25 protein-coding genes are annotated in these 23,934 nt (G+C 51.6%); 17 read left to right on the top strand and 8 right to left on the bottom strand.

Annotation, left to right across the window (positions count from 1 at the left end):
- Positions 1–28 precede the first annotated feature (28 nt).
- Complete coding sequence (locus BZG72_RS00995) at positions 29–517, top strand: chemotaxis protein CheW (RefSeq protein ID WP_046074925.1); 489 nt, start codon at positions 29–31, stop codon at positions 515–517.
- Entirely contained in the window at positions 517–951 is a 435-nt protein-coding gene (locus BZG72_RS00990) for a DUF2802 domain-containing protein (protein ID WP_046074924.1), read from the top strand. Before BZG72_RS00995 ends, BZG72_RS00990 begins: the two co-directional genes overlap by 1 nt.
- A 21-nt stretch (positions 952–972) precedes the next feature.
- Here BZG72_RS00990 and BZG72_RS00985 read toward each other — a convergent pair whose 3' ends face one another.
- Entirely contained in the window at positions 973–1,272 is a 300-nt protein-coding gene (locus BZG72_RS00985) for an EscU/YscU/HrcU family type III secretion system export apparatus switch protein (RefSeq protein ID WP_338013100.1), read from the bottom strand.
- Entirely contained in the window at positions 1,272–2,081 is an 810-nt protein-coding gene (locus tag BZG72_RS00980) for a hypothetical protein (RefSeq protein WP_077665889.1), read from the bottom strand. The genes BZG72_RS00985 and BZG72_RS00980 overlap by 1 nt, the downstream gene beginning before the upstream one ends.
- A gap of 120 nt (positions 2,082–2,201) precedes the next feature.
- On the opposite strand from BZG72_RS00980, the gene ccmA reads away from it, so the two are divergent.
- The 10 genes from ccmA (at position 2,202) to BZG72_RS00930 (ending at position 10,052) form a co-directional block, all read left to right on the top strand.
- A complete protein-coding gene (gene ccmA, locus BZG72_RS00975; RefSeq protein WP_077578018.1) occupies positions 2,202–2,819 on the top strand; it encodes a cytochrome c biogenesis heme-transporting ATPase CcmA in 618 nt (205 codons plus the stop codon).
- The gene (gene ccmB, locus BZG72_RS00970; RefSeq protein ID WP_077578019.1) at positions 2,816–3,484 is read left to right on the top strand and encodes a heme exporter protein CcmB; all 669 of its coding nucleotides are present in this window, start codon (positions 2,816–2,818) and stop codon (positions 3,482–3,484) included. The genes ccmA and ccmB overlap by 4 nt, the downstream gene beginning before the upstream one ends.
- A gap of 28 nt (positions 3,485–3,512) precedes the next feature.
- The gene (locus tag BZG72_RS00965; protein ID WP_046074920.1) at positions 3,513–4,250 is read left to right on the top strand and encodes a heme ABC transporter permease; all 738 of its coding nucleotides are present in this window, start codon (positions 3,513–3,515) and stop codon (positions 4,248–4,250) included.
- On the top strand, positions 4,250–4,456 hold the full coding sequence (gene ccmD, locus BZG72_RS00960; RefSeq protein ID WP_077638738.1) for a heme exporter protein CcmD: 207 nt from the start codon (positions 4,250–4,252) through the stop codon (positions 4,454–4,456). The genes BZG72_RS00965 and ccmD overlap by 1 nt, the downstream gene beginning before the upstream one ends.
- On the top strand, positions 4,453–4,938 hold the full coding sequence (gene ccmE, locus BZG72_RS00955; RefSeq protein ID WP_046074918.1) for a cytochrome c maturation protein CcmE: 486 nt from the start codon (positions 4,453–4,455) through the stop codon (positions 4,936–4,938). The genes ccmD and ccmE overlap by 4 nt, the downstream gene beginning before the upstream one ends.
- Complete coding sequence (locus tag BZG72_RS00950; RefSeq protein ID WP_077665888.1) at positions 4,935–6,899, top strand: heme lyase CcmF/NrfE family subunit; 1,965 nt, start codon at positions 4,935–4,937, stop codon at positions 6,897–6,899. Before ccmE ends, BZG72_RS00950 begins: the two co-directional genes overlap by 4 nt.
- Positions 6,896–7,447: a DsbE family thiol:disulfide interchange protein gene (locus tag BZG72_RS00945; RefSeq protein ID WP_077665887.1), complete on the top strand. Its 552-nt coding sequence runs from the start codon at positions 6,896–6,898 to the stop codon at positions 7,445–7,447. Before BZG72_RS00950 ends, BZG72_RS00945 begins: the two co-directional genes overlap by 4 nt.
- Entirely contained in the window at positions 7,444–8,010 is a 567-nt protein-coding gene (locus BZG72_RS00940) for a cytochrome c-type biogenesis protein (RefSeq protein WP_046074915.1), read from the top strand. The genes BZG72_RS00945 and BZG72_RS00940 overlap by 4 nt, the downstream gene beginning before the upstream one ends.
- Positions 8,007–9,218, top strand: coding sequence for a c-type cytochrome biogenesis protein CcmI (gene ccmI, locus BZG72_RS00935; RefSeq protein WP_077665886.1), 1,212 nt, complete (start codon positions 8,007–8,009; stop codon positions 9,216–9,218). Before BZG72_RS00940 ends, ccmI begins: the two co-directional genes overlap by 4 nt.
- Positions 9,219–9,293: 75 nt before the next feature.
- Positions 9,294–10,052, top strand: coding sequence for an MlaA family lipoprotein (locus BZG72_RS00930; RefSeq protein ID WP_046074913.1), 759 nt, complete (start codon positions 9,294–9,296; stop codon positions 10,050–10,052).
- An 83-nt stretch (positions 10,053–10,135) separates the two neighbouring features.
- Here the strand turns inward: BZG72_RS00930 and BZG72_RS00925 are convergent, their stop codons facing one another.
- The 3 genes from BZG72_RS00925 to BZG72_RS00915 all read right to left on the bottom strand — a co-directional run bounded on the left by BZG72_RS00925 (position 10,136) and on the right by BZG72_RS00915 (position 12,939).
- On the bottom strand, positions 10,136–11,434 hold the full coding sequence (locus tag BZG72_RS00925; protein WP_077665885.1) for an outer membrane protein transport protein: 1,299 nt from the start codon (positions 11,432–11,434) through the stop codon (positions 10,136–10,138).
- A 274-nt stretch (positions 11,435–11,708) separates the two neighbouring features.
- On the bottom strand, positions 11,709–12,413 hold the full coding sequence (locus BZG72_RS00920) for a DUF3379 family protein (RefSeq protein WP_077665884.1): 705 nt from the start codon (positions 12,411–12,413) through the stop codon (positions 11,709–11,711).
- Positions 12,400–12,939, bottom strand: a complete 540-nt coding sequence (locus tag BZG72_RS00915; RefSeq protein ID WP_077578026.1) for a sigma-70 family RNA polymerase sigma factor — start codon at positions 12,937–12,939, stop codon at positions 12,400–12,402. The genes BZG72_RS00920 and BZG72_RS00915 overlap by 14 nt, the downstream gene beginning before the upstream one ends.
- Before the next feature lie 463 nt (positions 12,940–13,402).
- Here BZG72_RS00915 and fadI point away from each other — a divergent pair, with 463 nt between their 5' ends.
- Entirely contained in the window at positions 13,403–14,713 is a 1,311-nt protein-coding gene (gene fadI / locus BZG72_RS00905) for an acetyl-CoA C-acyltransferase FadI (RefSeq protein WP_077578027.1), read from the top strand.
- Positions 14,713–16,848: a fatty acid oxidation complex subunit alpha FadJ gene (fadJ, locus tag BZG72_RS00900; RefSeq protein WP_077665883.1), complete on the top strand. Its 2,136-nt coding sequence runs from the start codon at positions 14,713–14,715 to the stop codon at positions 16,846–16,848. The genes fadI and fadJ overlap by 1 nt, the downstream gene beginning before the upstream one ends.
- 61 nt (positions 16,849–16,909) lie before the next feature.
- Here fadJ and BZG72_RS00895 read toward each other — a convergent pair whose 3' ends face one another.
- A complete protein-coding gene (locus tag BZG72_RS00895; protein ID WP_077665925.1) occupies positions 16,910–19,687 on the bottom strand; it encodes an insulinase family protein in 2,778 nt (925 codons plus the stop codon).
- 141 nt (positions 19,688–19,828) lie between these two features.
- On the opposite strand from BZG72_RS00895, the gene sixA reads away from it, so the two are divergent.
- Entirely contained in the window at positions 19,829–20,320 is a 492-nt protein-coding gene (gene sixA / locus BZG72_RS00890) for a phosphohistidine phosphatase SixA (protein WP_077606552.1), read from the top strand.
- A gap of 45 nt (positions 20,321–20,365) precedes the next feature.
- On the opposite strand, the gene smrB is transcribed toward sixA, so the two are convergent.
- Entirely contained in the window at positions 20,366–20,896 is a 531-nt protein-coding gene (gene smrB, locus BZG72_RS00885) for an endonuclease SmrB (RefSeq protein ID WP_077665882.1), read from the bottom strand.
- 120 nt (positions 20,897–21,016) lie between these two features.
- Between smrB and prmB the strand changes: the two genes are divergently transcribed.
- Positions 21,017–21,949, top strand: coding sequence for a 50S ribosomal protein L3 N(5)-glutamine methyltransferase (gene prmB, locus BZG72_RS00880; RefSeq protein ID WP_046075040.1), 933 nt, complete (start codon positions 21,017–21,019; stop codon positions 21,947–21,949).
- A 178-nt stretch (positions 21,950–22,127) separates the two neighbouring features.
- Positions 22,128–23,201 (top strand): chorismate synthase, encoded by a 1,074-nt coding sequence (gene aroC, locus BZG72_RS00875; RefSeq protein WP_077665881.1) that lies wholly within the window; start codon positions 22,128–22,130, stop codon positions 23,199–23,201.
- 57 nt (positions 23,202–23,258) lie between these two features.
- Here the strand turns inward: aroC and BZG72_RS00870 are convergent, their stop codons facing one another.
- The gene (locus BZG72_RS00870) at positions 23,259–23,882 is read right to left on the bottom strand and encodes a trimeric intracellular cation channel family protein (protein WP_046074903.1); all 624 of its coding nucleotides are present in this window, start codon (positions 23,880–23,882) and stop codon (positions 23,259–23,261) included.
- Positions 23,883–23,934: the final 52 nt, after the last annotated feature.

The raw sequence follows: 23,934 nt of genomic DNA, 5'->3' as shown, positions 1-23,934 counted from the left end.
GTTACACAGCGCGTAAAGAGGAAAATCAATGTCTCAGGTAGCTGAAGTTCAAAAAGAAGGCGTCAATGACGAGGTGTTGCAGTGGGTTACTTTTCAGCTTGAAGAAGAGACCTACGGCATTAATGTGATGCAGGTGCGTGAAGTGCTGCGTTACACCGAAATTGCACCCGTACCGGGCGCCCCTGACTATGTATTAGGTATTATCAACTTGCGCGGCAACGTCGTCACCGTGATCGACACGCGTTCACGTTTTGGCTTAGCCTCTACCGAAGTGACGGATAATACCCGCGTGATCGTTATCGAAGCCGAGACCCAAGTGATTGGTATTATGGTTGATAGCGTCGCGGAAGTGGTGTATCTGAAAACATCAGAAATCGATACCACGCCAAGTGTTGGCACTGAAGAAAGCGCTAAGTTTATTCAAGGCGTGAGCAATCGCAATGGCGAGCTTCTTATCTTGGTTGATCTCAACAAGCTGTTGACCGACGAAGAATGGAATGAGATGGCAATGCTGTAATGATGGAGCTTGTGCTGACGTGGTCGCCTGTTGCTGTGACGGTGGTGTTTGCCATCGTTGCTTTATGGCGCCTTCGCGCAGAAAAGCGTGCCAGGCAGCGACTAGAGAATAAGCTGCAAGCTATGGAAACCGTGCTCAAGAGTGCGCGTCAACGCCATGACAGCTTAGCGAAGCAATTTAATGAATTGCGGGCAGGTAGCATGGGGATGGGGCAGAAGCTTGCCGATTTATCTGCCAATGTGGATGAGTTGTTAGAAAAGCATGTTGAGCTTGAAATGCAGGATTCGGAAAGCCGTCTCTATAGTCGAGCCAGTAAAATGGTTGATTTGGGCGCGGATGTTGACGAGTTAATGCAAGAGTGTGATCTCCCCAAAGCAGAGGCCGAATTGCTGCTTAATCTGCGTAAACGACAAGCTGCCAATCAGCAGCGCTAACCACCCAAGCTTTCCGATACCCTATACCAAGGTGTCTATCGGTGTATGTCCCTGCCAACCTGGCGGGGTCTTTCCTTCCAGTACCCAAGCGTACGCAATCAATTCGGCAATCACTCGATAGAGCTCAGGTGGAATCTCATCATCTTTATCTAATCGGTCTAGCCAGGTGAGTAAATGAGCATCTTGATGAATGAGTGCACCTTGTTCACTCAAGGCCTCAATCAGCTCCAGTGCGAGTTTATCCGTGGCTTTTGCTTTGACTTTTGGGGCATGGTAGCCGTCATACCCGAGAGCCACTGCTCGTTTTTTATCTTTCATCATTAAACCCTCATGGAAATGCCAGCGGCTGGCACATCACCCTCTGATTCTGGTCCGGTTTCATCGATCTCTTCACTGATCGCTATATCTAAGGCAATCGCTTGATGCGCAAACCGCTCACTGAGCCAGTCAAGCGTTTGATGAATGCGGTGTTTGAGTGTCGTTGTCGGTGCGGTCAGTGTGAGTGCTCTTTCGTGCTTGGACAAGGTTAAGTCGGCACGGACAAATTGGTGCCTAACGGGAAGATATAGGCGAACGTGCCACTGAACCGTTTCCTCAGTGGAGGGAGACGTTTGTTCACCTTGTTTTTTTGCCGTGACACGAACGGGCGGCCGCTGGAGATCGGAAAAAGGTAATACCCATTGCCACTCGCCAGGGCGTGATGACTCAGCCACTCTTTGCTCGGCCATCAGTCTTAATGCACCCGTAAGATGATCGCCCTCTGACTGGGGCGAGAGCCATTGCTTGAGTAGTGTGGCAAGCAACTTATCGGCAGGGCGTTGTGTGAGCCACTGGACAATGGTGTCTGAACTGGTTCCCTGTTGATGGCCGGGAGTGGGAAGCGTCCAAGCGGTAAGTAGTGATTGCATTAACGCTTGGGTTGATGCCGGTTGTTGTCTCATGGTGGTAGTCAGTGCAGGTAACAAATGTAACTGGGCTAACACATCGGCCAACCCTGTGCTGGCCGCGGTATGAATTAGGGTAAATTGTGCCTGCGACAGCGCGCGGCCATCGATTGATGGCAAGGACGGTGAGGCGATGGCTGCGGGTTTTACCATCAAATGCTGTAGATTGGTTGGTGCAATCTTCATGGTTTCTCACAATTATTTACGCGAGTCACACTTTGCAACCCTGTGGTAACTAACAGTCATTTTGACCATTGTGGTACTATGCGTCCACCTTTGTAACACAAGCAGGATGCAACATTTGTCATGTTGGAAGTGAAACAGCTTTGCTGTGTTCGTGATGACCGAGTGTTGTTTGATGCGCTGACATTCTCTCTGGCTCCTGGTGATCTCGTACAAGTAGAAGGCCCAAATGGAGCAGGCAAAACCACATTATTGCGTATCATCGCTGGCCTTGGGTTGGCGGACAGTGGCGAGGTCTGTTGGCAGCAGCAGGCGATCACCCAACAACGCGATGCCTTTTATCGCGATCTTCTTTTTTTAGGTCACACCACAGGGGTCAAGCGCGAACTCACCGCGTTTGAAAATCTGGCCTATTACATGCAGATGCATGGACGGTGTGATCATGATGCAATTTGGCAAGCACTTGCCAAGGTCGGTTTGGCGGGGCGTGAGGATATCCCCGCGGGACAGCTGTCTGCGGGACAAAACCGGCGCGTTGCCCTCGCACGGCTTTGGTTAAGTGACCGGCGATTATGGATTCTCGATGAGCCGCTGACGGCGATTGATAAACAAGGGGTGAAAGTGCTTGAAGCTGTGTTTGAGCGGCATGTGCAACAAGGCGGAATGGTGCTATTTACCACTCACCAGGACATGTTTGTGGGTCACCCGCTATTGCGTCGTATTCGTTTGGGGGCGCAATGATCAAAGCGATGTGGTTGATTATTCGCCGAGAGCTAAAAGTCGCTTTTCGTCAGCCGGCTGATAGTCTGAACCCTTTGTGGTTTTTTATTATTGTAATCACCTTATTCCCGCTCGGTGTTGGGCCAGGCCCTCAGTTACTGCAGACCATTGCCCCCGGCATTATCTGGGTCGCGGCATTACTGTCTGCACTGCTGTCACTTGAGCGCTTGTTCCGTGATGACTACCTTGATGGGTCGCTTGAGCAAATGATGCTGATGCCCGTCCCCTTGCCGCTGTTGGTGATCGCGAAAGTCATTGCCCACTGGTTATTGACCGGCTTGCCCTTGTTATTAGTCAGCCCTGTGTTGGCGTTATTGCTATCGCTAGATGGGGTCCAGTATCAAGCGGTGGTGATGACCCTATTGTTGGGCACGCCCACATTGAGTTTTGTTGGCGCGATCGGGGTTGCCTTAACAGTGGGTCTTCGCAAGGGAGGTGTTCTTCTGAGCTTGCTGATCCTCCCGCTTTATATTCCTGTACTGATTTTTGCCACCTCAGCAATTGATATGGCGGGATTCGGTGCAGACATCAATGGACAGCTGGCGATCCTTGGCGCCATGTTGGCCGGGTCCGTCACCCTGGCCCCCTTTGCTATCGCCGCCGCGTTGCGTGTGAGCGTGAACTAATTATTAATCAGGAAGTAGAGCAATTGTCATGTGGAAGTGGCTTCACCCTTACGCAAAGCCGGAAGTGAGCTACCGGCTGTGTGGAAAACTTCTCCCTTGGTTTGCTGTGTTGGCAGGCTTGAGCTTGGTTGTGGGCATGGTTTGGGGCTTAGCCTTCGCGCCAGCAGACTACCAACAAGGCGATAGTTTTCGCATTATCTATATTCATGTCCCTGCCGCTATTTGGTCGATGGGTGCCTATATGTCGATGGCCATCGCGGCGTTTATTGGTCGTGTTTGGCAGTTAAAAATGGCGGATTGGGCGGTGGGTGCTATTGCACCAGTGGGGGCCGTGTTCACCTTTATCGCCTTAGTCACTGGGGCCATTTGGGGCAAGCCCATGTGGGGCGCGTGGTGGGTGTGGGATGCACGCCTCACGTCTGAGTTAATTCTATTGTTCCTCTACATTGGTGTCATGGCTTTGTATAACGCGTTTGACGATGCACGCACGGCCTCGCAAGCGGCGGGGATCTTGGCGATGGTGGGGGTGATTAACCTGCCTATTATCCACTTTTCGGTTGAATGGTGGAACACGCTGCATCAAGGCGCCACGATCACTAAGTTTGCCCGCCCCTCGATCGACCCTGGGATGCTTTGGCCGTTACTTGTTTGTTTATTAGGCTTTGCCTGCTTTTTTGTCGCCTTGACCTTGATGGGACTGCGTAATCAAATTTTATTAAGAGAGTCTCACCGGCCTTGGGTACGTGCACTGGCGGAGGGGAAATAATGCATTTTGAGAGTTTTAGTGCGTTTTTAGCGATGGGAGGCTATGCCGCTTATGTCTGGAGCGCATTTGGTATCACGGCGGCTGCGATGCTGGCACTCATCCTCGGTTATCGACGGACACATAAAAAACGCCTGCAAGCGGTCAAACAGCAAATCGCCCGTGAGCAGCGAATAAAAGATGCACAAGCACTGGAGAACACATTATGACGCCCCGACGTAAAAAACGGTTGTGGATCACGTTAGCGTTGCTAATTGGTGTTTCGACCACTATCGGTTTGGTTTTGTATGCCTTGAACCAAAATATGGATCTGTTCTACACACCGACTGAAATCGTGCAAGGCAAGCCGGATGGAAGCAAGCCCGAGGTGGGCCAGCGCTTAAGAATTGGCGGCATGGTGGTGGAAGGTTCAGTGAAGCGCGATCAGGAGTCGTTGCAAATTCAGTTTGACGTCGCCGATGTGGGTCCCGCCGTCACCGTGACGTATGAAGGTATTTTGCCGGACCTTTTTCGCGAGGGGCAAGGTATTGTCGCCCAAGGCGTGCTGGTTAACTCACGCACTGTGAAAGCGAGTGAGGTGTTGGCTAAGCATGATGAAGAGTATATGCCGCCTGAGATAGCCGAGGCGATGGAAAAGAATCATCAGCCGCTTGAATACACAGAGGAGCAAAAACAAGGTAGTCAGTTATGATTGTTGAGCTCGGGCATTATGCGTTAATCCTGTCGTTGGGACTGGCGCTGTTATTGAGTTTCTATCCGCTGTATGGCGCCAATCAGGGCCATGAAGGGATGATGAAAATGGCGCGTCCTCTCTCTTTGGGGATGTTTGCCATGTTGCTGTTTTCTTTTATCGCGTTGAGTTGGGCATTTTATACCAACGACTTTACGGTGGCCTATGTCGCGAGCAACTCCAACAGTGCCTTGCCTTGGTACTATCGCTTAACTGCAGTTTGGGGGGCGCACGAGGGGTCACTGTTACTTTGGGTGCTGATTCAGGCGCTTTGGACCGTGGCGGTGGCGGTATTTAGCCGCGGCATGCCGTTGTCTTCGGTCGCACGGGTATTGGCCGTGATGGGAATGATTTCGGTCGGTTTCTTGTTGTTTATTATTCTTACCTCGAACCCGTTTGACCGCACCTTGCCTTATTTCCCCGTCGACGGGCGTGACCTCAACCCATTGTTGCAAGATCCGGGACTCATTGTGCATCCTCCTATTTTGTACATGGGATATGTAGGTTTTTCGGTCGCCTTTGCGTTTGCTATTGGTTCACTGCTCGCGGGACGTTTGGACACCGCGTGGGCGCGCTGGTCGCGTCCTTGGACCACCGCCGCATGGTTATTTTTAACCTTAGGCATCGCGCTCGGCTCTTGGTGGGCTTATTACGAGCTTGGCTGGGGCGGCTGGTGGTTTTGGGATCCAGTCGAAAATGCCTCATTCATGCCTTGGCTGGCGGGTACCGCTTTGATGCACTCATTGGCGGTGACTGAGAAACGGGGCACCTTTAAAGCGTGGACCGTATTACTCGCCATTTCTGCGTTCTCACTCAGCTTGTTAGGAACATTCTTGGTGCGCTCTGGGGTGTTGGTATCGGTGCATTCGTTCGCCTCCGATCCGGCGCGTGGCTTGTTTATTCTTGGCTTTCTTGTGGTGGTGATTGGCGGTTCATTGCTGCTTTATGCGATGCGCGCCTCTGAGATCAAAGGGCGCACAAAGGTGTCGTTCATTTCACGAGAAAATGCCTTGCTGGTTAACAATACCTTGTTAATGACAGCGCTTGTCATTGTTCTCATTGGCACCTTATTGCCGCTTGTGCACAAGCAGTTGGGCCTTGGCTCGGTGTCGATTGGCGAGCCCTTCTTTAACTTCCTATTTGCGTGGCTGATGCTACCGTTTGCCTTTTTCCTCGGCATTGGACCTTTGATTCGCTGGAAGCGTGACAAGCTGTCAACCTTAGCCAAACCGATGCTCGTGAGTGGTATTGCGGCTGTTGTTCTAGGTGTCTGTGCCATCGCAACCTTAGCGGACAGTTTCAAAGCGATGGCGGCAATGGGCGTAACCATGGCGCTGTGGATCACCTTTCTGCATGGCTATGAGCTTCACTTGCGTGCTACCCATCGTCATGCCTTTACGGTAGGGATTAAAAAACTGGGGCGCAGCCATTGGGCCATGGTGCTGGGTCATATCGGCCTTGCGATCACCATTATTGGGGTGGCAATGGTTGAGAATTATGACATTGAGCGTGATGTCAAAATGGCGCCGGGCAGCAGCGTCACTTTGCAAGGTTATACCTTTAAGTTTACCGACTTATCAGACAAGCAAGGGCCTAACTACCAGGGTTACGTGGCCTCGTTTGATGTATACCGTGGTGACACCTTTATCAACCATTTGGATGCCGAAAAACGGTTCTATTCCGTGCAGCGCTCGATGATGACTGAAGCGACCATCGATCGTGGCTTCACCCGTGATCTCTATATTGCCATGGGTGAAGAGCTGCCTGATGGCTCATGGGCAATGCGACTTTACTACAAACCCTTTGTGCGTTGGATTTGGTTTGGTGCCATTGTCATGGCGCTGGGTGGTGCGCTGGCGATCAGCGATAAGCGCTACCGGTTTCGTCGCAAGCGGGTACCCAAGCAGGAGGCCAGCGTATGAAGAAGGTACTGTGGTTTTTGCCATTATTGGCGTTTGCGGCACTGGCGGGCTTTTTTGTCGCTCAGCTCGACAACAACGCCAAAGGGGATGATCCGACTAAGCTGGAGTCAGTCTTGGTCGGTAAACCCGTGCCCGCTTTTCATCTCGAGGATCTACAAACGCCGAGCAAGGAGTATGACCAGGCCATTTTCACAGGCGAACCATTGCTGCTTAACGTGTGGGCAACCTGGTGTCCGACCTGTTATGCCGAACACCAGTTTTTGAATAAACTGGCGGCGCAAGGGGTAAAAATCATTGGGCTTAATTACAAAGATGATAGGCAAAAAGCGGTCAAATGGCTGAACAACCTGGGCAACCCCTATCAGATTAGTTTGTACGACGGTGATGGGATGTTAGGGCTTGATTTGGGTGTGTACGGTGCGCCTGAAACGTTTTTGATTGATGCTAACGGCGTGATTCAGTACCGGCACGTAGGTGATGTGAACGCTCGTAATTGGCAGGAGACCCTCAAGCCGAAGTTCGACGCATTGAAGGAGGTTGACGGATGAAGCGACTGATCCTACTCAGCGTGCTGTGGCTGAGCGCGACCTTGGCGTTAGCGAATGCGATTGACGTGTACCAATTCGACTCGGCCGAGCAAGAGGCTCGGTTTCGTGCCCTCACCAGTGAGTTACGCTGTCCCAAGTGTCAAAATAACAGCATTGCCGATTCTAACGCTGAGCTTGCGCAGGATTTACGCCAAAAAGTGCACCAAATGTTACAGCAAGGTCGGACGGATGAGGAAATTCGCAGCTTTATGGTCGCGCGTTACGGCAACTTTGTGACTTACAATCCGCCCGTCACCGCATCAACTGTAATTCTATGGCTGGCGCCTGCGCTGGTGCTGATGTCTGGCGTGGGGGTGATGATAGTGCGCAGCCGACGTGCCAAGCAGACCATCAATCACGCGTTGAGCGATGAGGAGCAGCAACGGCTCGATGCGCTGTTGTCATCGACAGAAGAAACCGATGCGTCGTCAAACGGCTCGTCAGCAACGAGCGTCGATGGACAAGCGGAACAACCGGCGTCATCTGAGCATGCGTCAACCCAGCAAAATAAGGAGCCAAAATGATTGAGTTTTGGGGCGCGACCTTGGTGTTTTTTGTCCTTGGCGCAGTGATGGTTTTGTGGCCCCTTTGGCAAAAAAGTGAGCACGATCATCAGGGGAGCCGTGATGCACTCAATAAAGCCTTTTACTTTGACCGTGTGGAAGAAATTGAAGCGGAAAGTGCTGAAGGCTTAATCGATAATGCACGCGATCTGAGGCAGGATCTGCAGCAGTCATTGCTGGACGATATCCCAGAAAAGGAGAAAGCCAAACAAGCGCGTCATTTGCGCCTGACGCCGATGCAGTGGGTGCCAGGTTTAGTCGTACTAGCGGTGGTCAGCTTCGGCTTGTATGGCATTGAGGGCAGTGCCAACCAAGTGGCACAGTGGCAACAAACTGCCCAACAGTTACCGTCATTGTCCAAGCGTCTACTGGACAATGAACAGCCGCTGACGCAACAAGAGATGCAAGACTTAACCTTGGCGCTGCGCACGCGCTTGCAGCATGAGCCGACCGATAGTACAGGGTGGCTGTTGCTGGGTCGTATTGGCCTTGCTAATCGAGACGGTGAAACGGCCAAGGGCGCAATGGAAAAAGCCTATGCCTTGGCGCCTTCACAACCTGATGTTCAAGTCGGGCTGGCGCAAGCCTTGTTGTTTGCCGGTGATGAGGCAGACAGTGTGCGGGCGCAGAATTTATTAAAATCCGTGGTGAAAGCGGATCCCTTTAATCTGCAGGCGATGTCGTTGCTAGCTTATCAAGCGTTCGAGCAAGGGCGATATCAAGATGCCATTGCCACGTGGAAGGCGATGAAAACCTTGATAGGCAGTGACGATCCGCGTAACCAGACGTTAGATCAGTCGATCGCACGTGCGAAGCTAGCGCTTAACAGCGCCGATGGTGCGAAAGTCGCGGTAACAGTGGCACTGGGTCAGCAAGTGCAGTTACCCCAGGACGGCGTGGTGATTATTTCCGCGCATGCATCGGCAAACTCACCGATGCCAATCGCGGCCAAGCGCCTGCCTTTATCGAAGTTTCCCTTGTCTGTAGATTTGGCAGACACTGACAGCTTAAATCCTAATCAGGCGTTATCTTCGTATGATAAGGTGGTGATTCGGGCGCGGATTGACCAAGACGGCAATGTGGCCACCAAGCAAGGTGATTGGATTGGGCAGAGTTCTGAGGTAAGCGTGGGCAGCCAGGCTGAACTGGTTATCGACAAACAGCAATAACCAAGACAGAATAGTCATCATTGTTAGCAAGGCTGGGCATTCCCAGCCTTTCATTATGTAGAGGAATGCCATTTAATGTGGAAACGTCTGTGTTTGATGGTGGCGGTACTTGGCCTGCTAACCGGTTGTGTATCACGTCCACCAGGGGCAGAGCCGCACCCTGAAGACCCGCTAGAAGGCTTTAACCGTGCGATGTGGACGGTCAATTACGATTACTTGGATCCCTATGTCGCGCGCCCCGTCTCGATTGCGTATGTCGATTATGTGCCGAGCCCCGTGCGTACCGGGATTTCTAACTTTTTGGGCAACCTCGAAGAGCCTGCCAGTTTTTTGAATAGTTTGATCATGCTGGAAGGTGAGAAAGCCGCGACCCATTTTAACCGCTTTTGGATAAATACTCTTTTTGGCTTGGGTGGCTTGATTGATATCGCGTCAGCGGCTGATATTCAAAAATATGATCAGCGCGAATTTGGTGATGCGATCGGACACTATGATGTGGGAACGGGCGCGTACATTATGCTGCCTGGCTATGGCCCCACCTCGGTGAGAGAAGGCGCGGGCGAAGTCGTTGATGGCCTGTATCCGCCGCTTGCGTTACTTACCCTGCCGCAGTCGGTTTTAAAATGGATGTTTGATGGGATGGAGTCGCGCGCCGCGTTAGTGTCTCAGGAGTCGCAATTGGATAACTCACCGGACCCTTACGCGTTTGCCCGTGAGGCTTACTTGCAAAACCGTCGCTATCGCGCCAAAGGGGATGAAGCGCTTGAGCAACAACCTGCTTTGGATGATGAGTTTCTCGACGATTTTATCGATGATATCGATGCCGCGCCGTAAATCAGCGTAAGCGAGTTAGGTAAAACGCGATAAAAAACACCACGGCCAAAGCCGTGGTGTTTTTGTTAGATAAGGCGTGATGCTTAGAAACGATAGCTGGCTTGCACGCCGACTAACCACACATTACCGGTGGTTTCGCCTTCAAAGTTACCACCAAACGCTGAGCCTGACTGGTCGGACTCAATACCATCACGCGGCTCTTTCACCGGGGCATCTTTGGCAAACACATAGGTAAACGCCGCATCTAGCGTGAGCTCGGGGGTCACGTTATAGCCGGCGCCCACACTCAACCACGTCCGGTCAGTTTCTGGGATAGTCAGGGTGCGGTTTTTATCGCTTACCGCCGACGTGTCATAGGCAACGCCTGAGCGCAACGTCAGTTTCTGATCCCACTGATAGGTGGTGCCGATGGCAAAGCGATAGTTATCTTCCCAGTTTTCTACTTTCACCATCTTTGGATCACTCGAAAGGGAGGGAATGCTCGCCTCGAGTTTGTCAAAGCTGCTCCACTCGGTCCAGTTAATACTGGTGTGTATCGCCCACTGCTCAGTCAGTTGATGCAACGAAGAGAGCTCGGCGGTCGCGGGGAGGGTGAGATCCATACTGCCTGAATAGTGACGGTTTGGATTACTTGAGTCATAGCTTAACCCTTCGGCATGCCCTTCAAGTGTTAGATCAACCTCTGAGCGATAGTTAACGCCGACCCGGTGCTTGTCATCGATGTCGTACACAGCACCCAATTGCCAACCCCATGCGCGGTCATCGCCTTCCATGTATTTAAGGGTAGTCCCTTTCGGATATGGGCCGTATTGCGCGCTACTTTTCGCTCCAATACTGCCTTCCCCCAACACATAGCGGATACCGGCGCCGAGGCATAATTGCTCGGTGGCTTTCCAAGCGATATTAGGGTTGATTTCAAAGGTAGTCACCGCCGCTTCGTTACCAAACTGAGTCCCAGTAAAGTCATTGCCTAAATCGGTTTCCATGCCAAAGTTGGTCGCCAGGGCTAAGCCTGCGGTAAAGCGATCGTCGATTTGATGGGCAAAATAGAAATTAGGGATCACGGCATCATGAGCAACATCATCGGTTGACGTTGCAGTCTTTTTACCATTCGAGATGTTTGTGTTTGTCCCATCAATATCAACGTTAGGGTTCACGTAGATGCCACCGGCTGATACTTGCGTGTCGGCAAGGTAGCTTAATAGCGCAGGGTTACGAAATTGCGCACTGGCGTTATCCGCCATTGCTGCTTCCCCTGCGAAAGCGCGGCCAAGGCCGGTTGCTGAGGTTTCTGCGAGCTGAAAACCGGCACTGTGTGCGGTCGTGGAAAGAGAGCCGAGCGCGGTGGCGACGGCAAGATAAACGATCTTATTATTTTTCATCTGCTTACTTGTTCGCTGTATAAAGGGAGGCCTAGAGTAAAAGCTCGCGTGCGTAAATCAATTTATCGCTACGATAAAGGGTAAAAACAAAATAATGAAACAACAAAAAACGAGTTTTTAGTGTTTTTATCTGCTGTGTTGGCGGGGATTTAAGCGACGAAGGATGAACTYAGCGCACACCTGTTACACATTAGGAGGCGAAAAGTCGTTGGCGCGGAAGGAAAAATCACAGCATGCGCCCTCTCTGCCTGCCGAGAGGGCGCACAATACGCGGTTAGATCGCTCTGGGGGTGAGTTGCTGTTGCAGTTGCTCAGCAATGGGGGCGGCAGCGCTTGTTGCCTCGCCGACCACGATCACGCTCGCCGATTGCACTGGACGGCTGATGGCTTGCATTTTGCCATCATTTTTCTGCGCGGGTGCCTGACTGGCAGACGGCACCACAAACACCGTATACGCTTGTCCATCCGTTTCCATCACCATGTGCAACGCATGGTGATCACCGAAACTACAATGGTTGATGTAAGTGACTTGGCCTGGTAGCGCATTAAAGGCCTTGCCAAACGGTTGTAACTTCGCATTGACTTGCTCAATGGTCGCCCCCTCGTTAATGCCTTCGATAAAAGCATGCTCGTGATAATAGTGCGCCAATGCCGTTTGATTAAGATCCAGCGTGGCACTGCCCCAGTTAAATTGACCGAGCGCGATGCCAAACACAAACGCAATAGAGGCCGCGATGGCAAGGTGCCAGCGAGGACGTTTTACCTGTTGCGCCACATCGGTGGTTTGTGAAAACAAAATTTTATCGGGCAAATCTTCAGGCACCTCAACGCGAAGCGCCTGGTCGATTTTACTGTCCAACTCCGCGATATCGTCCGCATAACGCTGGTGGTAGGTGGACTCAGTTTTGGCGGCTTGCAACTCAGGATCGGTATCATAAGGGTCTGCAAGTAGGCGGCGGCGAAATTCAAGATCGTCCATACTGTTGGCCTCCTGAGGTTGCGGCGGTATCCAGTGCTTCTTTAAGTTGGGCGCGAGCGCGAAAAAGACGAGTCATCACTGTGTTTTTGTTCAAATCCAAGATTTGGGCGATTTCGTCGCCGCTAAAACCGGCAATTACTTGTAAGACCAAGGGCTCGCGATATTCCGGTGATAAAGCGGCAATCTGCCGGTGTAGCCAGCGTTGTTCCATGGACGCTTCTTCGCTGGGTCGCGTTTTGTCTTCCAATTCGCCATCGTCAATGTCCACATGGTCAAACTGCTTCCGTTCGAAGCGCCTCGCATTCTCTCGGCGCAAAATGGTGATTAGCCAGGCTTTGGCTGCCTTGTCATCTTGCAAGCTGTCTAACGAGCGCCAAGCGCGTAAGCAGGTTTCTTGCACCAAGTCTTCCGCGATATGCGGGTCTTTTGCTAACCAGTAGGCATAGCGGTAGAGGTCACGATGCCATGCGCGCACCAATGCCTCGTATCGTGCTTGTCGGGTCATACCGGATGAGCCTTTATCCATGGATTAGTCAGCCTATAAAGACCGAGTGATTTGTCATTTTATTTCATCTTAGGTGAAAAATCGGTACAAGTTTGATCTGTTTCAATATTAGAACCCGACAAGTCGGTAAAGTGACTCCTGTCGTTATCGGCCATGTGTCGACACTCGTGAGGTTGAGTGAACGGCGTTTCCTTTTTGAATGATATGACTTTCTGTTCGGATCTGGGTGCGGGAAAAGCACTGCACACTTCCCAGATTATCGTTTTGCTTTCCAATATTTTTGGGGCCTGCGTTCGCGCAAGGCCCCTTTTTTTATTTTTCTTTTTGCTTTTTCGTTTGTTTACCATGAACCATTGTGGTGACACGGGTAGCGGATCTGTGCGCCTGTTGGCAATCTTACCAATCAATTAAAACGGATGTTTTAAGCTGGTAACAATTTGGTTACACTCGTGGTCAGACCTGTAGAACATCCTAAGGAGCAGTGATGACGTCTCAGCAACACCTCAAAACCAGCAATGGTGATCGCATTGCTATTGTGTCTGGGCTACGCACACCCTTTGCCCGCCAATCAACCGCTTATACTGACGTGCCAGCGGTCGATCTCGGCAAAATGGTGGTACAAGAGATGCTCAACCGAAGCAGTATTTCCCCGAAAGACATTGATCAAGTGGTGTTTGGTCAGGTGGTGCAAATGCCTGAAGCGCCAAACATTGCTCGCGAAATCGTGCTAGGTACTGGCATGGATATTCACACCGATGCCTACAGTGTTACGCGTGCCTGTGCCACCAGCTTTCAGGCGGTCGCCAATGTGGCAGAGAGTATGGTTGCAGGCACTATTCAAGTGGGTATTGCCGGCGGGGCGGATTCATCATCCGTACTGCCCATCGGCGTTAGCAAAAAACTGGCGCGGACATTACTAGACTTGAGCAAGGCGAAAACCATGAGCAAGCGATTAAAGTTGCTCAGTAAGCTTTCAGTGAAAGATCTGGCACCGGTTCCGCCCGCCGTGGCTGAATATTCGACGGGGCTGAGCATGGGGCAAACGGCCGAGCAAATGGCAAAGTCGCATCAGATCCCACGCAAAGAGCAAGATGCGCTAGCGCTGCGCTCCCATCAACTGGCGAGCAAAGCTTGGGATGAAGGCTTGCTCAGCGATGAAGTGATGACGGCCTATCCCGAACCTTACAAAACATGGATTGCACAAGATAATAACCTGCGCCCCGACTCCACGCTGGAGGACTACGCTAAGTTGCGTCCTGCATTCGACCGTAAGCATGGCTCGGTCACAGCGGCCAATAGCACGCCGCTGACTGATGGTGCGGCTGCGGTATTGATGATGCCAGAAAGTCGCGCGAAAGCATTGGGTCTTGAGGTGCTCGGTTACATTCGCTCGTATGCGTTCTCCGCCATCGGGGTGGAAAAAGACATGCTGATGGGCCCTTCTTACGCCACACCACTTGCGCTTGATCGTGCGGGGATTTCTCTTGCGGACTTAACCTTGATTGATATGCACGAGGCGTTCGCTGCGCAAACCTTATCCAATGTTAAAATGTTTGCCTCTGACGCCTTTGCTCGTGAGCATTTAAATCGTGACCGCGCGATTGGTGACATCGATATGGATAAATTCAACGTGTTAGGGGGGTCAATCGCCTACGGCCATCCATTTGCCGCGACAGGCGCGCGGATGATCACCCAAACCTTACGTGAATTAAAACGTCGTGGCGGCGGTTTAGCATTGAACACAGCCTGTGCAGCAGGTGGCCTAGGCGCAGCAATGATCTTGGAGGCAGAATAATGACCACAGAAACCCATCAAGCCTTTCATTTAACGGTTGCTGATAACCAAATAGCCTGGCTGACCATTGATGTGCCGGGCGAGAGCATGAATACGCTGCAGGCAAGCTTTGTTGAGGGCGTTTCCGCGGTATTAGACCAACTCGAAAACGATAAAAGCGTGAAAGGGCTAGTGATTCACTCTGGTAAGCCAGATAACTTTGTGGCCGGTGCAGACGTGCGCATGCTCGAAGCCTGTGACAGCGCCGAGCAAGCCCGCGATATTGCCGCGCAAGGTCAGGCTCTGTTTTCACGCATTGAAAAGCTTCCATTTCACGTGGTGGCAGCCATTCACGGCCCTTGCCTAGGTGGTGGGCTGGAGCTCGCGCTTGCCTGTCACAGCCGTGTGGCCACAGATTGGGATAAAACGCGCCTTGGCTTGCCAGAAGTACAACTAGGCTTGTTGCCAGGGTCGGGCGGTACACAGCGACTCCCTCGCCTTATCGGTGTGCCTGACGCACTCGATATGATGCTAACAGGCAAACAGTTACGCGCCAAAAAAGCGAAAAAGCTTGGTGTGGTGGATGACTGTGTGCCAGATACCGTTTTGCTCGACGTGGCCGAGCAGCTGGCGCAGAAATCGAAACCAAAACGCAACCGCAGCTGGCAAAGCTGGATGCTGAGTGGGAATGCGGTTGGGCGTAACATCGTCTTTGATCAAGCAGGCAAAAAAGCGCGAGCGAAAACCCGTGGTAATTACCCTGCCGCCGATGCCATTTTATCCGTGGTGAAAAAGGGCCTCGATAAAGGTTTGAAAGCCGGCTTTGAGGAAGAAGCGCGCCAGTTTGGTGAGCTGGTGATGACGTCGGAGTCTAAAGCACTTCGTAGCATTTTCTTCGCGACCACCGCGATGAAAAAAGAAAACGGTGCCGATGCAGAGCCCAGCGATATCAGTCGTATTGGTGTGCTTGGCGGTGGCTTGATGGGCGCGGGAATTGCGCATGTTTCGGTCGCAAAAGCGGGTTATCCCGTACGCGTGAAAGATGTGAGCGAAGATGGCATTTTGAATGCTCTGCGGTATAGCTACCAACTGCTGGACAAAAAACGCAAGCGTAAACAGCTTAGTAAGGCCGAGCTGCAAGCGACGATGATGCAGCTATCGGGCGATACACAGGCGACGACCCTCTCTAACTCGGATGTGGTGATCGAAGCGGTATTTGAAGATTTATCGCTTAAACACCGCATGGTGGAAGAGATGGAGTCCATCACCGAGAAGGACGCGATTTTTGCTACCAATACCTCGTCATTGCCTATCCACCAAATCGCTGAAGGCAGCCAGCGCCCGGAAAACATTGTGGGCTTGCACTACTTTAGCCCGGTAGAAAAAATGCCACTGGTGGAGGTGATCCCCCATAAAAACACCAGTGATAAGACGATTTCGACTGTAGTTAAGCTGGCGCGCCAGCAAGGTAAAACGCCGATTGTGGTCGGTGATAGCGCAGGCTTTTACGTCAACCGGATCCTTGCCCCTTATATGAATGAGGCCGCGCGCGTGTTGTTGGCTGGAGAAAGCATTGAGCATATCGACACCGCGCTATTGGACTTTGGCTTCCCTGTTGGGCCTATCACCTTACTTGATGAGGTGGGCATTGATATTGGCGCTAAGATAGCGCCTATCCTGACGCAAGAGCTTGGGGAGCGTTTTGAAGCGCCGGATGTTTTCGATGTGCTGCTGAATGACGACCGCAAAGGGCGTAAAACAGGTAAGGGCTTCTATCGCTACGATGCCAGCAAAAAAGGCAGCAAGGCTAAGCAGGCCGACAAGAAAGTCTACAGCTTGCTCAATATTACCCTTAACGCCCAGTTGTCCGGTCATGAGGTGGCGCAGCGCTGCGTATTGATGATGCTCAATGAAGCGGCACGATGCCTCGATGAGGGCGTGATTCGTTCTGCACGTGACGGTGACATCGGTGCGATCTTTGGTATCGGCTTCCCGCCGTTCTTGGGCGGACCTTTCCGCTATATGGACCATATCGGCATTGACCGTGTGGTCAACTTGCTCAACGAGCATCAAAATCGTTACGGTGAACGATTTGCTCCTTGTGAGCGCTTAACCGTGATGGCCAAAGAAGGGCAGGTGTTTTACCCCGAAAGCTAACCGTTAGCCAGCCAATGATAGAAAGGGCAGCCAGTGGCTGCCCTTTCTATTGATTGGGAGATTAGTCCTCACTACGCTGACATAAAGCGCGGAAGGCAGCGATATCCGCAATCGGATAGGCACCGTCTAGGTGTGCATCTTGTTGATGTTCAGTCCCGCAACTGTGCATGACTAATCTATCTGCGGTTCTCGGTTTGAGTGTATTGACCACAAACCGCACCATATCCGCGCGACTGAGTGTCGCCATCGCCTCTGCAACCTGCTCGCGACGTTGGTATTGATAGTCTTTGTTGCCAATACTGATCCAGTAACGTTGAGCGCGAGCTCGTAGGTTATTATCCGGCTCTCTCACTTGTGCCAATAAGCTTTGCTTGCTGCTTTGCCAGCTTGCCTCCGTCATTTCTAACAGCACCATGAAAAAAGCATTGAGAAAGTCGTCAATCGCTGCCATTAACTGGTTGGGGCCTGCCATGGGGGACTGCACATAAAAAATCAGTCCAGGGTGGCGGTTTAGCGGTAAGTTATTAGCACCAACCATATAACCTAATTGCTGTTTGGTGCGCAGTTCGTTGAAAAAAGTCGCCGACATCAGGTGGTTGGCCAAGGTGTAGGTCGCCACGGCTTGAGGGTCGGTCGATGGGCTTTGGTAATACACTAAAAGCGCTGACTCAGCATGCGCAAGAGGGCGCTCAAAACTGACGGTACCGACGCCCTCGAGTAAGGTCAACGGACGCACAGACTCCTGATACGCTTGTCCTTTCACGCGCAAACTGTCTTTGACAGTTTCTGCTAAGGCCTTGGCATGATGGCGGTGCCAATTACCATACATAAACATATCGACATGCAAGGTGGCGAGCATGGCATCGACAAAGTCAGGTAAGTCACTCAGGGTCACCGTTTCCAATGCCGCTAAAAGGGCGTGATACGGTGGGTTATTAGGCTGAAGCAGCCCGGTCATGCTGTTATATAATTGGCTCAGCGGCTTGTTCTTTTCTGCGTTTTCCCAGCTGCGTTGCAGCTGCGCTTTTATGGTCTCGAAGCGATCAGGGTTGAAACTGCGCTGAGAGAAGGTTTTCAAGATAAGTTCGAGCAATAGCGGCTGCTTGTCATTGAAGCCACTGAGTGTCAGCGTTACCCCACCTTGGTGCGCGTATAAATTGTAATTTATTCCCGCAATTTCAGCCTGATAGGCTTGCTCATTTAGGGCTTCGAGCAACATTTCAACACTTAAACGGGTCATGACAATGTTTTTCACCGTCGCCACGGCATGTGGGCTATCGATGGCGATATAGATGTGGCCTTTAGGCACGCGAAAGTGGGGTTCTTGGCCATGCCAAAGGCGGAAACCAGGTAGCGCTTCAATTAAGCTTGGTACCTCGCTGGCATCTTGCTCGATAGCCAGTGGATGCAGGGCATCGGCAATATAAGGGTTGGGGTCAGGCAGTGTCAGTGCCGGTGAAATGTAATCGGTTTTCCATTTGGCAATTTGTTGCGTAGAAAAGCGTTTCACCGCGTAGGGCGTGTGATACCAATCGGCGCACTGATCGTAACTTAGCCCTTTGGCAACCAGCATCACGCGAAGATTATCGACGCTCATATGTTGTAGCATGGCTTGAATCTGGTGGCGATCAAACCCTGTCATCATGTAGTCGCCATACAGAAGATCGGCTGGCGCATAATGCTGCATGTTCATCACCAAATGACTGACGGTATCAATGGGTCGGTGCGGGTCTTGGTAATGAAATGCCAGCTCTTGGACTTGTCGTTTTTCTTGATAACGCCAAGGTTGTAATCCATCGCGCCGAATGAGGGCAATGGCTTGAAAAACATAGGCAATAATGTCGTCGAGATGGCTAAGCCCTAATGGCGTCAACGAAAAACCGAGGGTAAATTCACGAAAATCTCGCCCGCTGATCCCACCACCCGCAGACAAGGTGTTGATATAGCCCTTATTTTTTAATAGTGACATTAAACTCCCTGGCCCCTCATACCCCAATAAATGGGCAATGTAAGACAAAGGCTTAGTGCGGTATTGCTCGGGACTTTCAGGGACAGAAAACGCCAAGGTGAGCTTACGAACGTCTTTTAAAGGTTCAATGCTCACCCATTGATGCTGCTCATTTTTGGTGACTAAGGGCGCATTGATGGCAAGTTCGGGGTAGTGATGGTTGGCAATGGCGGAAAAATATTGTTTCGCGAAGCGCTCAAGCTCATCCAATGACTGTGGCCCGGTCAATGCCAGTGTCATAAGATTGGCGCTGTAGTTAGCTTGGTAAAAGGCGATGAGATCATCACGCACATTGGAGTCATCGCGGTCCGCGAGCGTCTCGACACTGCCAACGGAGAACTTGGCAAATGGATGGTTGGGGTTGATGGTTTCTTTATGAACTTGATAGATACGTCGCACGTCGTCATTGAGCTTCATGCGATACTCGGCGTCGACCGATTGGCGCTCTTTATCCACGGCATCAGCATCAAAACGCGGTGAAATGAAAAATGCGCTGAAGCGATCTAAGCTCGCGGCGAACTGGCGGGGGCGAATATCGAAAAAGAAGGTAGTGTGTTCTGTGCCTGTCCACGCGTTATTGTGGCCACCATGCTGGCTAATAAAGCGCTGAAAGTCACCGATGACGGGGTACTGCTCAGTCCCCAAAAAAAGCATATGCTCAAGAAAGTGGGCCAGCCCTTGTCGCTCGTCTGGATCGTGGAAGTGACCGACATTCACTGACAATGCTGCGGCACTACGATGCGCATATGGGTCATTCACCAATAAGACACGTAATGCGTTAGGAAGCGTGATATAACGGTAGTGTTTATGGTCGTTAGGGCTAACGTGCACAAGCATCTCACTATCAGAGTAAATAAGTTAGTAGTAAGTATGACTACCAGTGACCAGAGTCGCAAACCACTTATTTGGTCTTTTGCGGTTCATCTTGATAGCATGCAGCCAATCTTGGCATATGATGTGGGTATTAAGGCGATGAAAGTAATCATAATGCGTCATGGCGAAGCGCAAGCATTTGCGGCCAGTGATAGCGACCGCGCGCTAACTGCCAATGGTGAACAACAAAGTAAACAGATGGCGACGTGGCTGAACCAGCAATTAGATGGAAAAGTGATTGATAAAGTGTTGGTGAGCCCTTACTTACGTGCGCAACAGACATGGCAGGTATGTGCGCCTTTGTTACCCGATGCAAAAGAGGTGATCACGGAAGAAGAGATCACCCCTTATGGGCAAAGTGATCGTGTCTATGATTATGTCAATGCAATGATAGAGGTTGAGATGCTCGACGTGGTCTTGGTCGTCTCTCATCTGCCCTTAGTCGGATACCTCACTAACGAGTGGGTGCAAGAGGGGCAACCGCCAATGTTTGCGACCTCAGCCATGGCCATGATAGAAGTGGACGTCACGACCCACCAGGCGTCGCTGAGTGCGCATATGTCACCACGACAGCTTTTGAATCCGAAATAGATAAAGCGGCTTGATGCTGACCTGTTTCTTTAGCGACAGGTTGCTTTAGCGTTCAGGCACTTCAATCAACACCAGCAAGGCGGCATCCCCACCAAACTCACGTGGGGCTTGGTGAAACGCCATCACATTGGGGTGTTGTGCTAGCCACAGTGGAATTTTTTCTTTGAGTACGCGTTTACCAATCCCGTGCATTACGCTGGCGCAACGAATACCGTCTTTCACACAGGCCGCGAGCATCGCCCCCAGCTCTCGTTTGGCTTCTGTTTGGGTCATCCCGTGTAAATCGAGATAGATATCGGGCACATACACACCACGGCGAAGCCGCTTGACCTCGTATTTAGAGACATCCTGGCGGGCGTACTGCATCGGACCCGATTCACTGAGCAGCGGCTCGAACTCATCGGAAAAGTAAAACGCATGATCGCTACTCTGTCGCTCAAACTGACGTTGTTTGCGCGTTTTGGTCGTCTGGCGTTGTGGCGGGTTTATGGTATCCTGCTTCAACTTTTTTGCGCCTTTGACGGCATCACGGAATAGCGCCAAGTCCTCTTCCGTCATCGATGGTTTTTTGCTCATAAAAACTGTCCCCGAGGTGATGACCTGAATTGTACATTCAGCCAGCTCAAAATGCTGCTTATTGTACTGACCTCGCGTCAAAGGGCGACCCCCAATTGCATGAAGCCGATGGAGGCCAATGTGGATACGATTTTTACTGAAGAAGTGGTCAGCGAGTTACATACGCTGCAAGACATGCTGCGCTGGACCGTCAGTCGTTTCAATGCGGCAGGCTTGTTTTATGGCCACGGCACCGATAACGCGTGGGATGAGGCGGTACAGCTGGTCTTACCGACACTCTACTTGCCGATCGATGTGCCCTCAGAAACGCGCTTTTCGCGTCTGACCACCAGTGAAAAGCATCGTATTGTTGAGCGTGTCATTGCACGTATCAATGATAAAACACCGGTTGCCTATCTGACCAACAAAGCGTATTTCTGTGGCTTAGAGTTTTTTGTCGACGAGCGCGTGCTCGTTCCACGTTCACCGATTGGTGAGCTTATCCAGCAAGAATTCGCTGGCATCTTGCCTCACCCGCCTCGCCGGATTATGGATTTGTGCACGGGCAGTGGTTGTATCGCTATCGCGTGTGCTTATGCGTTCCCAGAGGCAGAGATCGATGCGGTGGATATTTCCACCGACGCGCTGGATGTGGCTGAAATCAATATTCAGGATCATGGCTTGGAAGAGCAAGTGATCCCGATGCGATCGGATTTACTAAAAGATGTCCCGCACGATAAATACGACTTAATTGTGAGCAACCCACCGTATGTTGACGCGGAGGATATGGACGACTTACCGGATGAGTTTCGCCATGAACCTGAGCTGGGGCTTGCCGCCGGCACGGATGGCTTAAAGTTAGTACGGCGTATGCTTGCTAATGCCCCCGATTATCTCACAGAAGAGGGCGTATTGGTCTGTGAAGTCGGCAACTCGATCGTGCATATGCAAGAGCAGTATGGTCATTTGCCTTTGCACTGGATTGAGTTCGAAAACGGCGGTCATGGCGTGTTTATGATCAGCCGCCAAGACCTCGTTGCATGTGCCGATGAATTTGCCCTTTATCGCGACTAGAGGCAGTACCCACCGATCATGATATAAAGCCAGCCTCGTGCTGGCTTTTTAGTCTCTAACACTTGCAGTCGCTCCGTTGCTCACCTGGATTTTCTTTGCGTATTTGATTGCTTTATGGTTAATTGCTAACAAAGTACGCAAAAATACAACAATGCCGATCAGGCAAATAGAGGAAGGCATGGCAGGCAACACGATAGGACAGATATTTCGCGTCACGACCTTTGGAGAAAGCCACGGCGTTGCGTTGGGGGCGATTATTGACGGCTGCCCGCCGGGGTTAGCACTGAGCGAAGCGGATATGCAGCATGATCTCGATCGCCGTCGTCCCGGCACGTCGAAATATACCACACAGCGCCGTGAACCGGATGCGGTGAAAATCCTTTCTGGGGTGTTTGAGGGGAAAACCACGGGGACATCGATCGGGTTGATGATCGAAAACACCGACCAGCGCTCGAAAGACTACTCCAAAATCAAAGATGTGTTTCGTCCCGGTCATGCGGACTTTACCTACCATCACAAATACGGCATCCGCGACTACCGCGGCGGTGGTCGCTCGTCAGCGCGTGAAACGGCGATGCGCGTGGCTGCAGGCGCGGTGGCTAAAAAATACCTCGCGCAAGTACATGGCATTCAAGTGCGTGCTTACTTGGCGCAGATGGGAGAGGTGACCATAGACACGGTCGATTGGGCGCAAGTCGAGCAAAATCCCTTTTTCTGCCCGGACGCAAATAAGCTCGAGGAGTTAGATGCACTTATCCGTCAGCTCAAAAAAGACGGCGACTCAATTGGTGCCAAACTGACCGTGGTGGCGGAGAACCTGCCGGTAGGCCTAGGTGAGCCGGTATTTGATCGCTTAGATGCAGATATTGCCCATGCGCTAATGGGGATCAATGCGGTAAAAGGGGTCGAAATTGGTGATGGTTTTGATGTGGTGCAGCAGCGTGGCAGTGAACATCGCGATGAAATTCACCCTGAAGGGTTTGCCTCAAACCATGCTGGTGGCATTCTCGGTGGGATCTCTTCAGGCCAGCCATTGGTGGCACATTTAGCGCTCAAACCCACTTCGAGCATTACCGTGCCGGGCAAGAGTATTGATGTTCATGGTGAATCCGCGGATGTGGTGACGCGTGGTCGTCATGACCCGTGTGTGGGTATCCGTGCCGTGCCGATTGCCGAAGCGATGGTGGCGATTGTGTTGATGGACCACTTGCTGCGTCATCGTGGCCAAATGGGCGAAAGCCCCAGCACTTAACAGCGCGTTCTTCTCACGCGACAGACAAAAACCGCACTACGTTGTGCGGTTTTTTTATCAGTGTAGAGAGGAAGGGGCTTCAAAGCGGAAAACCGGTAACGACCAGCTAAAGCGAACAGCCGCCATTCGGAATCCAAAACCAATCACTAAACTGGCGACGGTCGCAATCAGTTCACCGACATCAAGTCGAATCAAACTAAAGTAGAGCGCACCGGTGACAAAGGCGACCAAGGCATACAGCTCTTTGTGCAATACCATAGGCGATTGACGACAGATCAAGTCGCGCAATAGCCCACCAAAAATACCGGTAATCAAGGATGAAACCATGCAAATTAACGGGTGTAACCCCATATCCATCGCCACACGGCAACCGATAATACTAAAAGCGGCAAGGCCCAGTGCATCTAGGGTAACAAAGAGTTTATAATTGCGAGCAACCCAACTGGCAATCCATGGCGTGATCAAGCCGGCGAGGCAGGTGATCACGAGAAAGTGTGGGTTAGCGACCCAGGTTAGAGGGTAGTGGCCAAAAAGAATATCGCGGACTGTCCCGCCTCCGATAGCGGTGGCACTAGCGACAAACATCACCCCAAACCAGTCCATGTGTTTTCGCCCGGCACTGAGCGCGCCTGTCATGGCTTCCGCGGTAATGCCTATGACATAAAGCGTCAATAACAACATACAACCCGACACCTTACATTGAGATTAGAAATTGACGCGCATTGTAGTGGCC

The sequence above is a fragment of the Salinivibrio sp. PR6 genome, assembly GCF_001995955.1.
Classification (GTDB): Bacteria; Pseudomonadota; Gammaproteobacteria; order Enterobacterales; family Vibrionaceae; genus Salinivibrio; species Salinivibrio siamensis.
Note: the sequence above shows the minus strand (reverse complement) of the source record. Positions and strands in the feature narration are given on the sequence as shown.

Excerpts from the sequence above, each read along its gene's own strand:
- BZG72_RS00995 (WP_046074925.1), top strand. The coding sequence starts at position 29 with ATGTCTCAGGTAGCTGAAGTTCAAAAAGAAGGCGTCAATGACGAGGTG.
- BZG72_RS00990 (WP_046074924.1), top strand. The coding sequence starts at position 517 with ATGATGGAGCTTGTGCTGACGTGGTCGCCTGTTGCTGTGACGGTGGTG.
- BZG72_RS00985 (WP_338013100.1), bottom strand. The coding sequence starts at position 1,272 with ATGATGAAAGATAAAAAACGAGCAGTGGCTCTCGGGTATGACGGCTAC.
- BZG72_RS00980 (WP_077665889.1), bottom strand. The coding sequence starts at position 2,081 with ATGAAGATTGCACCAACCAATCTACAGCATTTGATGGTAAAACCCGCA.
- ccmA (WP_077578018.1), top strand. The coding sequence starts at position 2,202 with ATGTTGGAAGTGAAACAGCTTTGCTGTGTTCGTGATGACCGAGTGTTG.
- ccmB (WP_077578019.1), top strand. The coding sequence starts at position 2,816 with ATGATCAAAGCGATGTGGTTGATTATTCGCCGAGAGCTAAAAGTCGCT.
- BZG72_RS00965 (WP_046074920.1), top strand. The coding sequence starts at position 3,513 with ATGTGGAAGTGGCTTCACCCTTACGCAAAGCCGGAAGTGAGCTACCGG.
- ccmD (WP_077638738.1), top strand. The coding sequence starts at position 4,250 with ATGCATTTTGAGAGTTTTAGTGCGTTTTTAGCGATGGGAGGCTATGCC.
- ccmE (WP_046074918.1), top strand. The coding sequence starts at position 4,453 with ATGACGCCCCGACGTAAAAAACGGTTGTGGATCACGTTAGCGTTGCTA.
- BZG72_RS00950 (WP_077665888.1), top strand. The coding sequence starts at position 4,935 with ATGATTGTTGAGCTCGGGCATTATGCGTTAATCCTGTCGTTGGGACTG.
- BZG72_RS00945 (WP_077665887.1), top strand. The coding sequence starts at position 6,896 with ATGAAGAAGGTACTGTGGTTTTTGCCATTATTGGCGTTTGCGGCACTG.
- BZG72_RS00940 (WP_046074915.1), top strand. The coding sequence starts at position 7,444 with ATGAAGCGACTGATCCTACTCAGCGTGCTGTGGCTGAGCGCGACCTTG.
- ccmI (WP_077665886.1), top strand. The coding sequence starts at position 8,007 with ATGATTGAGTTTTGGGGCGCGACCTTGGTGTTTTTTGTCCTTGGCGCA.
- BZG72_RS00930 (WP_046074913.1), top strand. The coding sequence starts at position 9,294 with ATGTGGAAACGTCTGTGTTTGATGGTGGCGGTACTTGGCCTGCTAACC.
- BZG72_RS00925 (WP_077665885.1), bottom strand. The coding sequence starts at position 11,434 with ATGAAAAATAATAAGATCGTTTATCTTGCCGTCGCCACCGCGCTCGGC.
- BZG72_RS00920 (WP_077665884.1), bottom strand. The coding sequence starts at position 12,413 with ATGGACGATCTTGAATTTCGCCGCCGCCTACTTGCAGACCCTTATGAT.
- BZG72_RS00915 (WP_077578026.1), bottom strand. The coding sequence starts at position 12,939 with ATGGATAAAGGCTCATCCGGTATGACCCGACAAGCACGATACGAGGCA.
- fadI (WP_077578027.1), top strand. The coding sequence starts at position 13,403 with ATGACGTCTCAGCAACACCTCAAAACCAGCAATGGTGATCGCATTGCT.
- fadJ (WP_077665883.1), top strand. The coding sequence starts at position 14,713 with ATGACCACAGAAACCCATCAAGCCTTTCATTTAACGGTTGCTGATAAC.
- sixA (WP_077606552.1), top strand. The coding sequence starts at position 19,829 with ATGAAAGTAATCATAATGCGTCATGGCGAAGCGCAAGCATTTGCGGCC.
- smrB (WP_077665882.1), bottom strand. The coding sequence starts at position 20,896 with ATGAGCAAAAAACCATCGATGACGGAAGAGGACTTGGCGCTATTCCGT.
- aroC (WP_077665881.1), top strand. The coding sequence starts at position 22,128 with ATGGCAGGCAACACGATAGGACAGATATTTCGCGTCACGACCTTTGGA.
- BZG72_RS00870 (WP_046074903.1), bottom strand. The coding sequence starts at position 23,882 with ATGTTGTTATTGACGCTTTATGTCATAGGCATTACCGCGGAAGCCATG.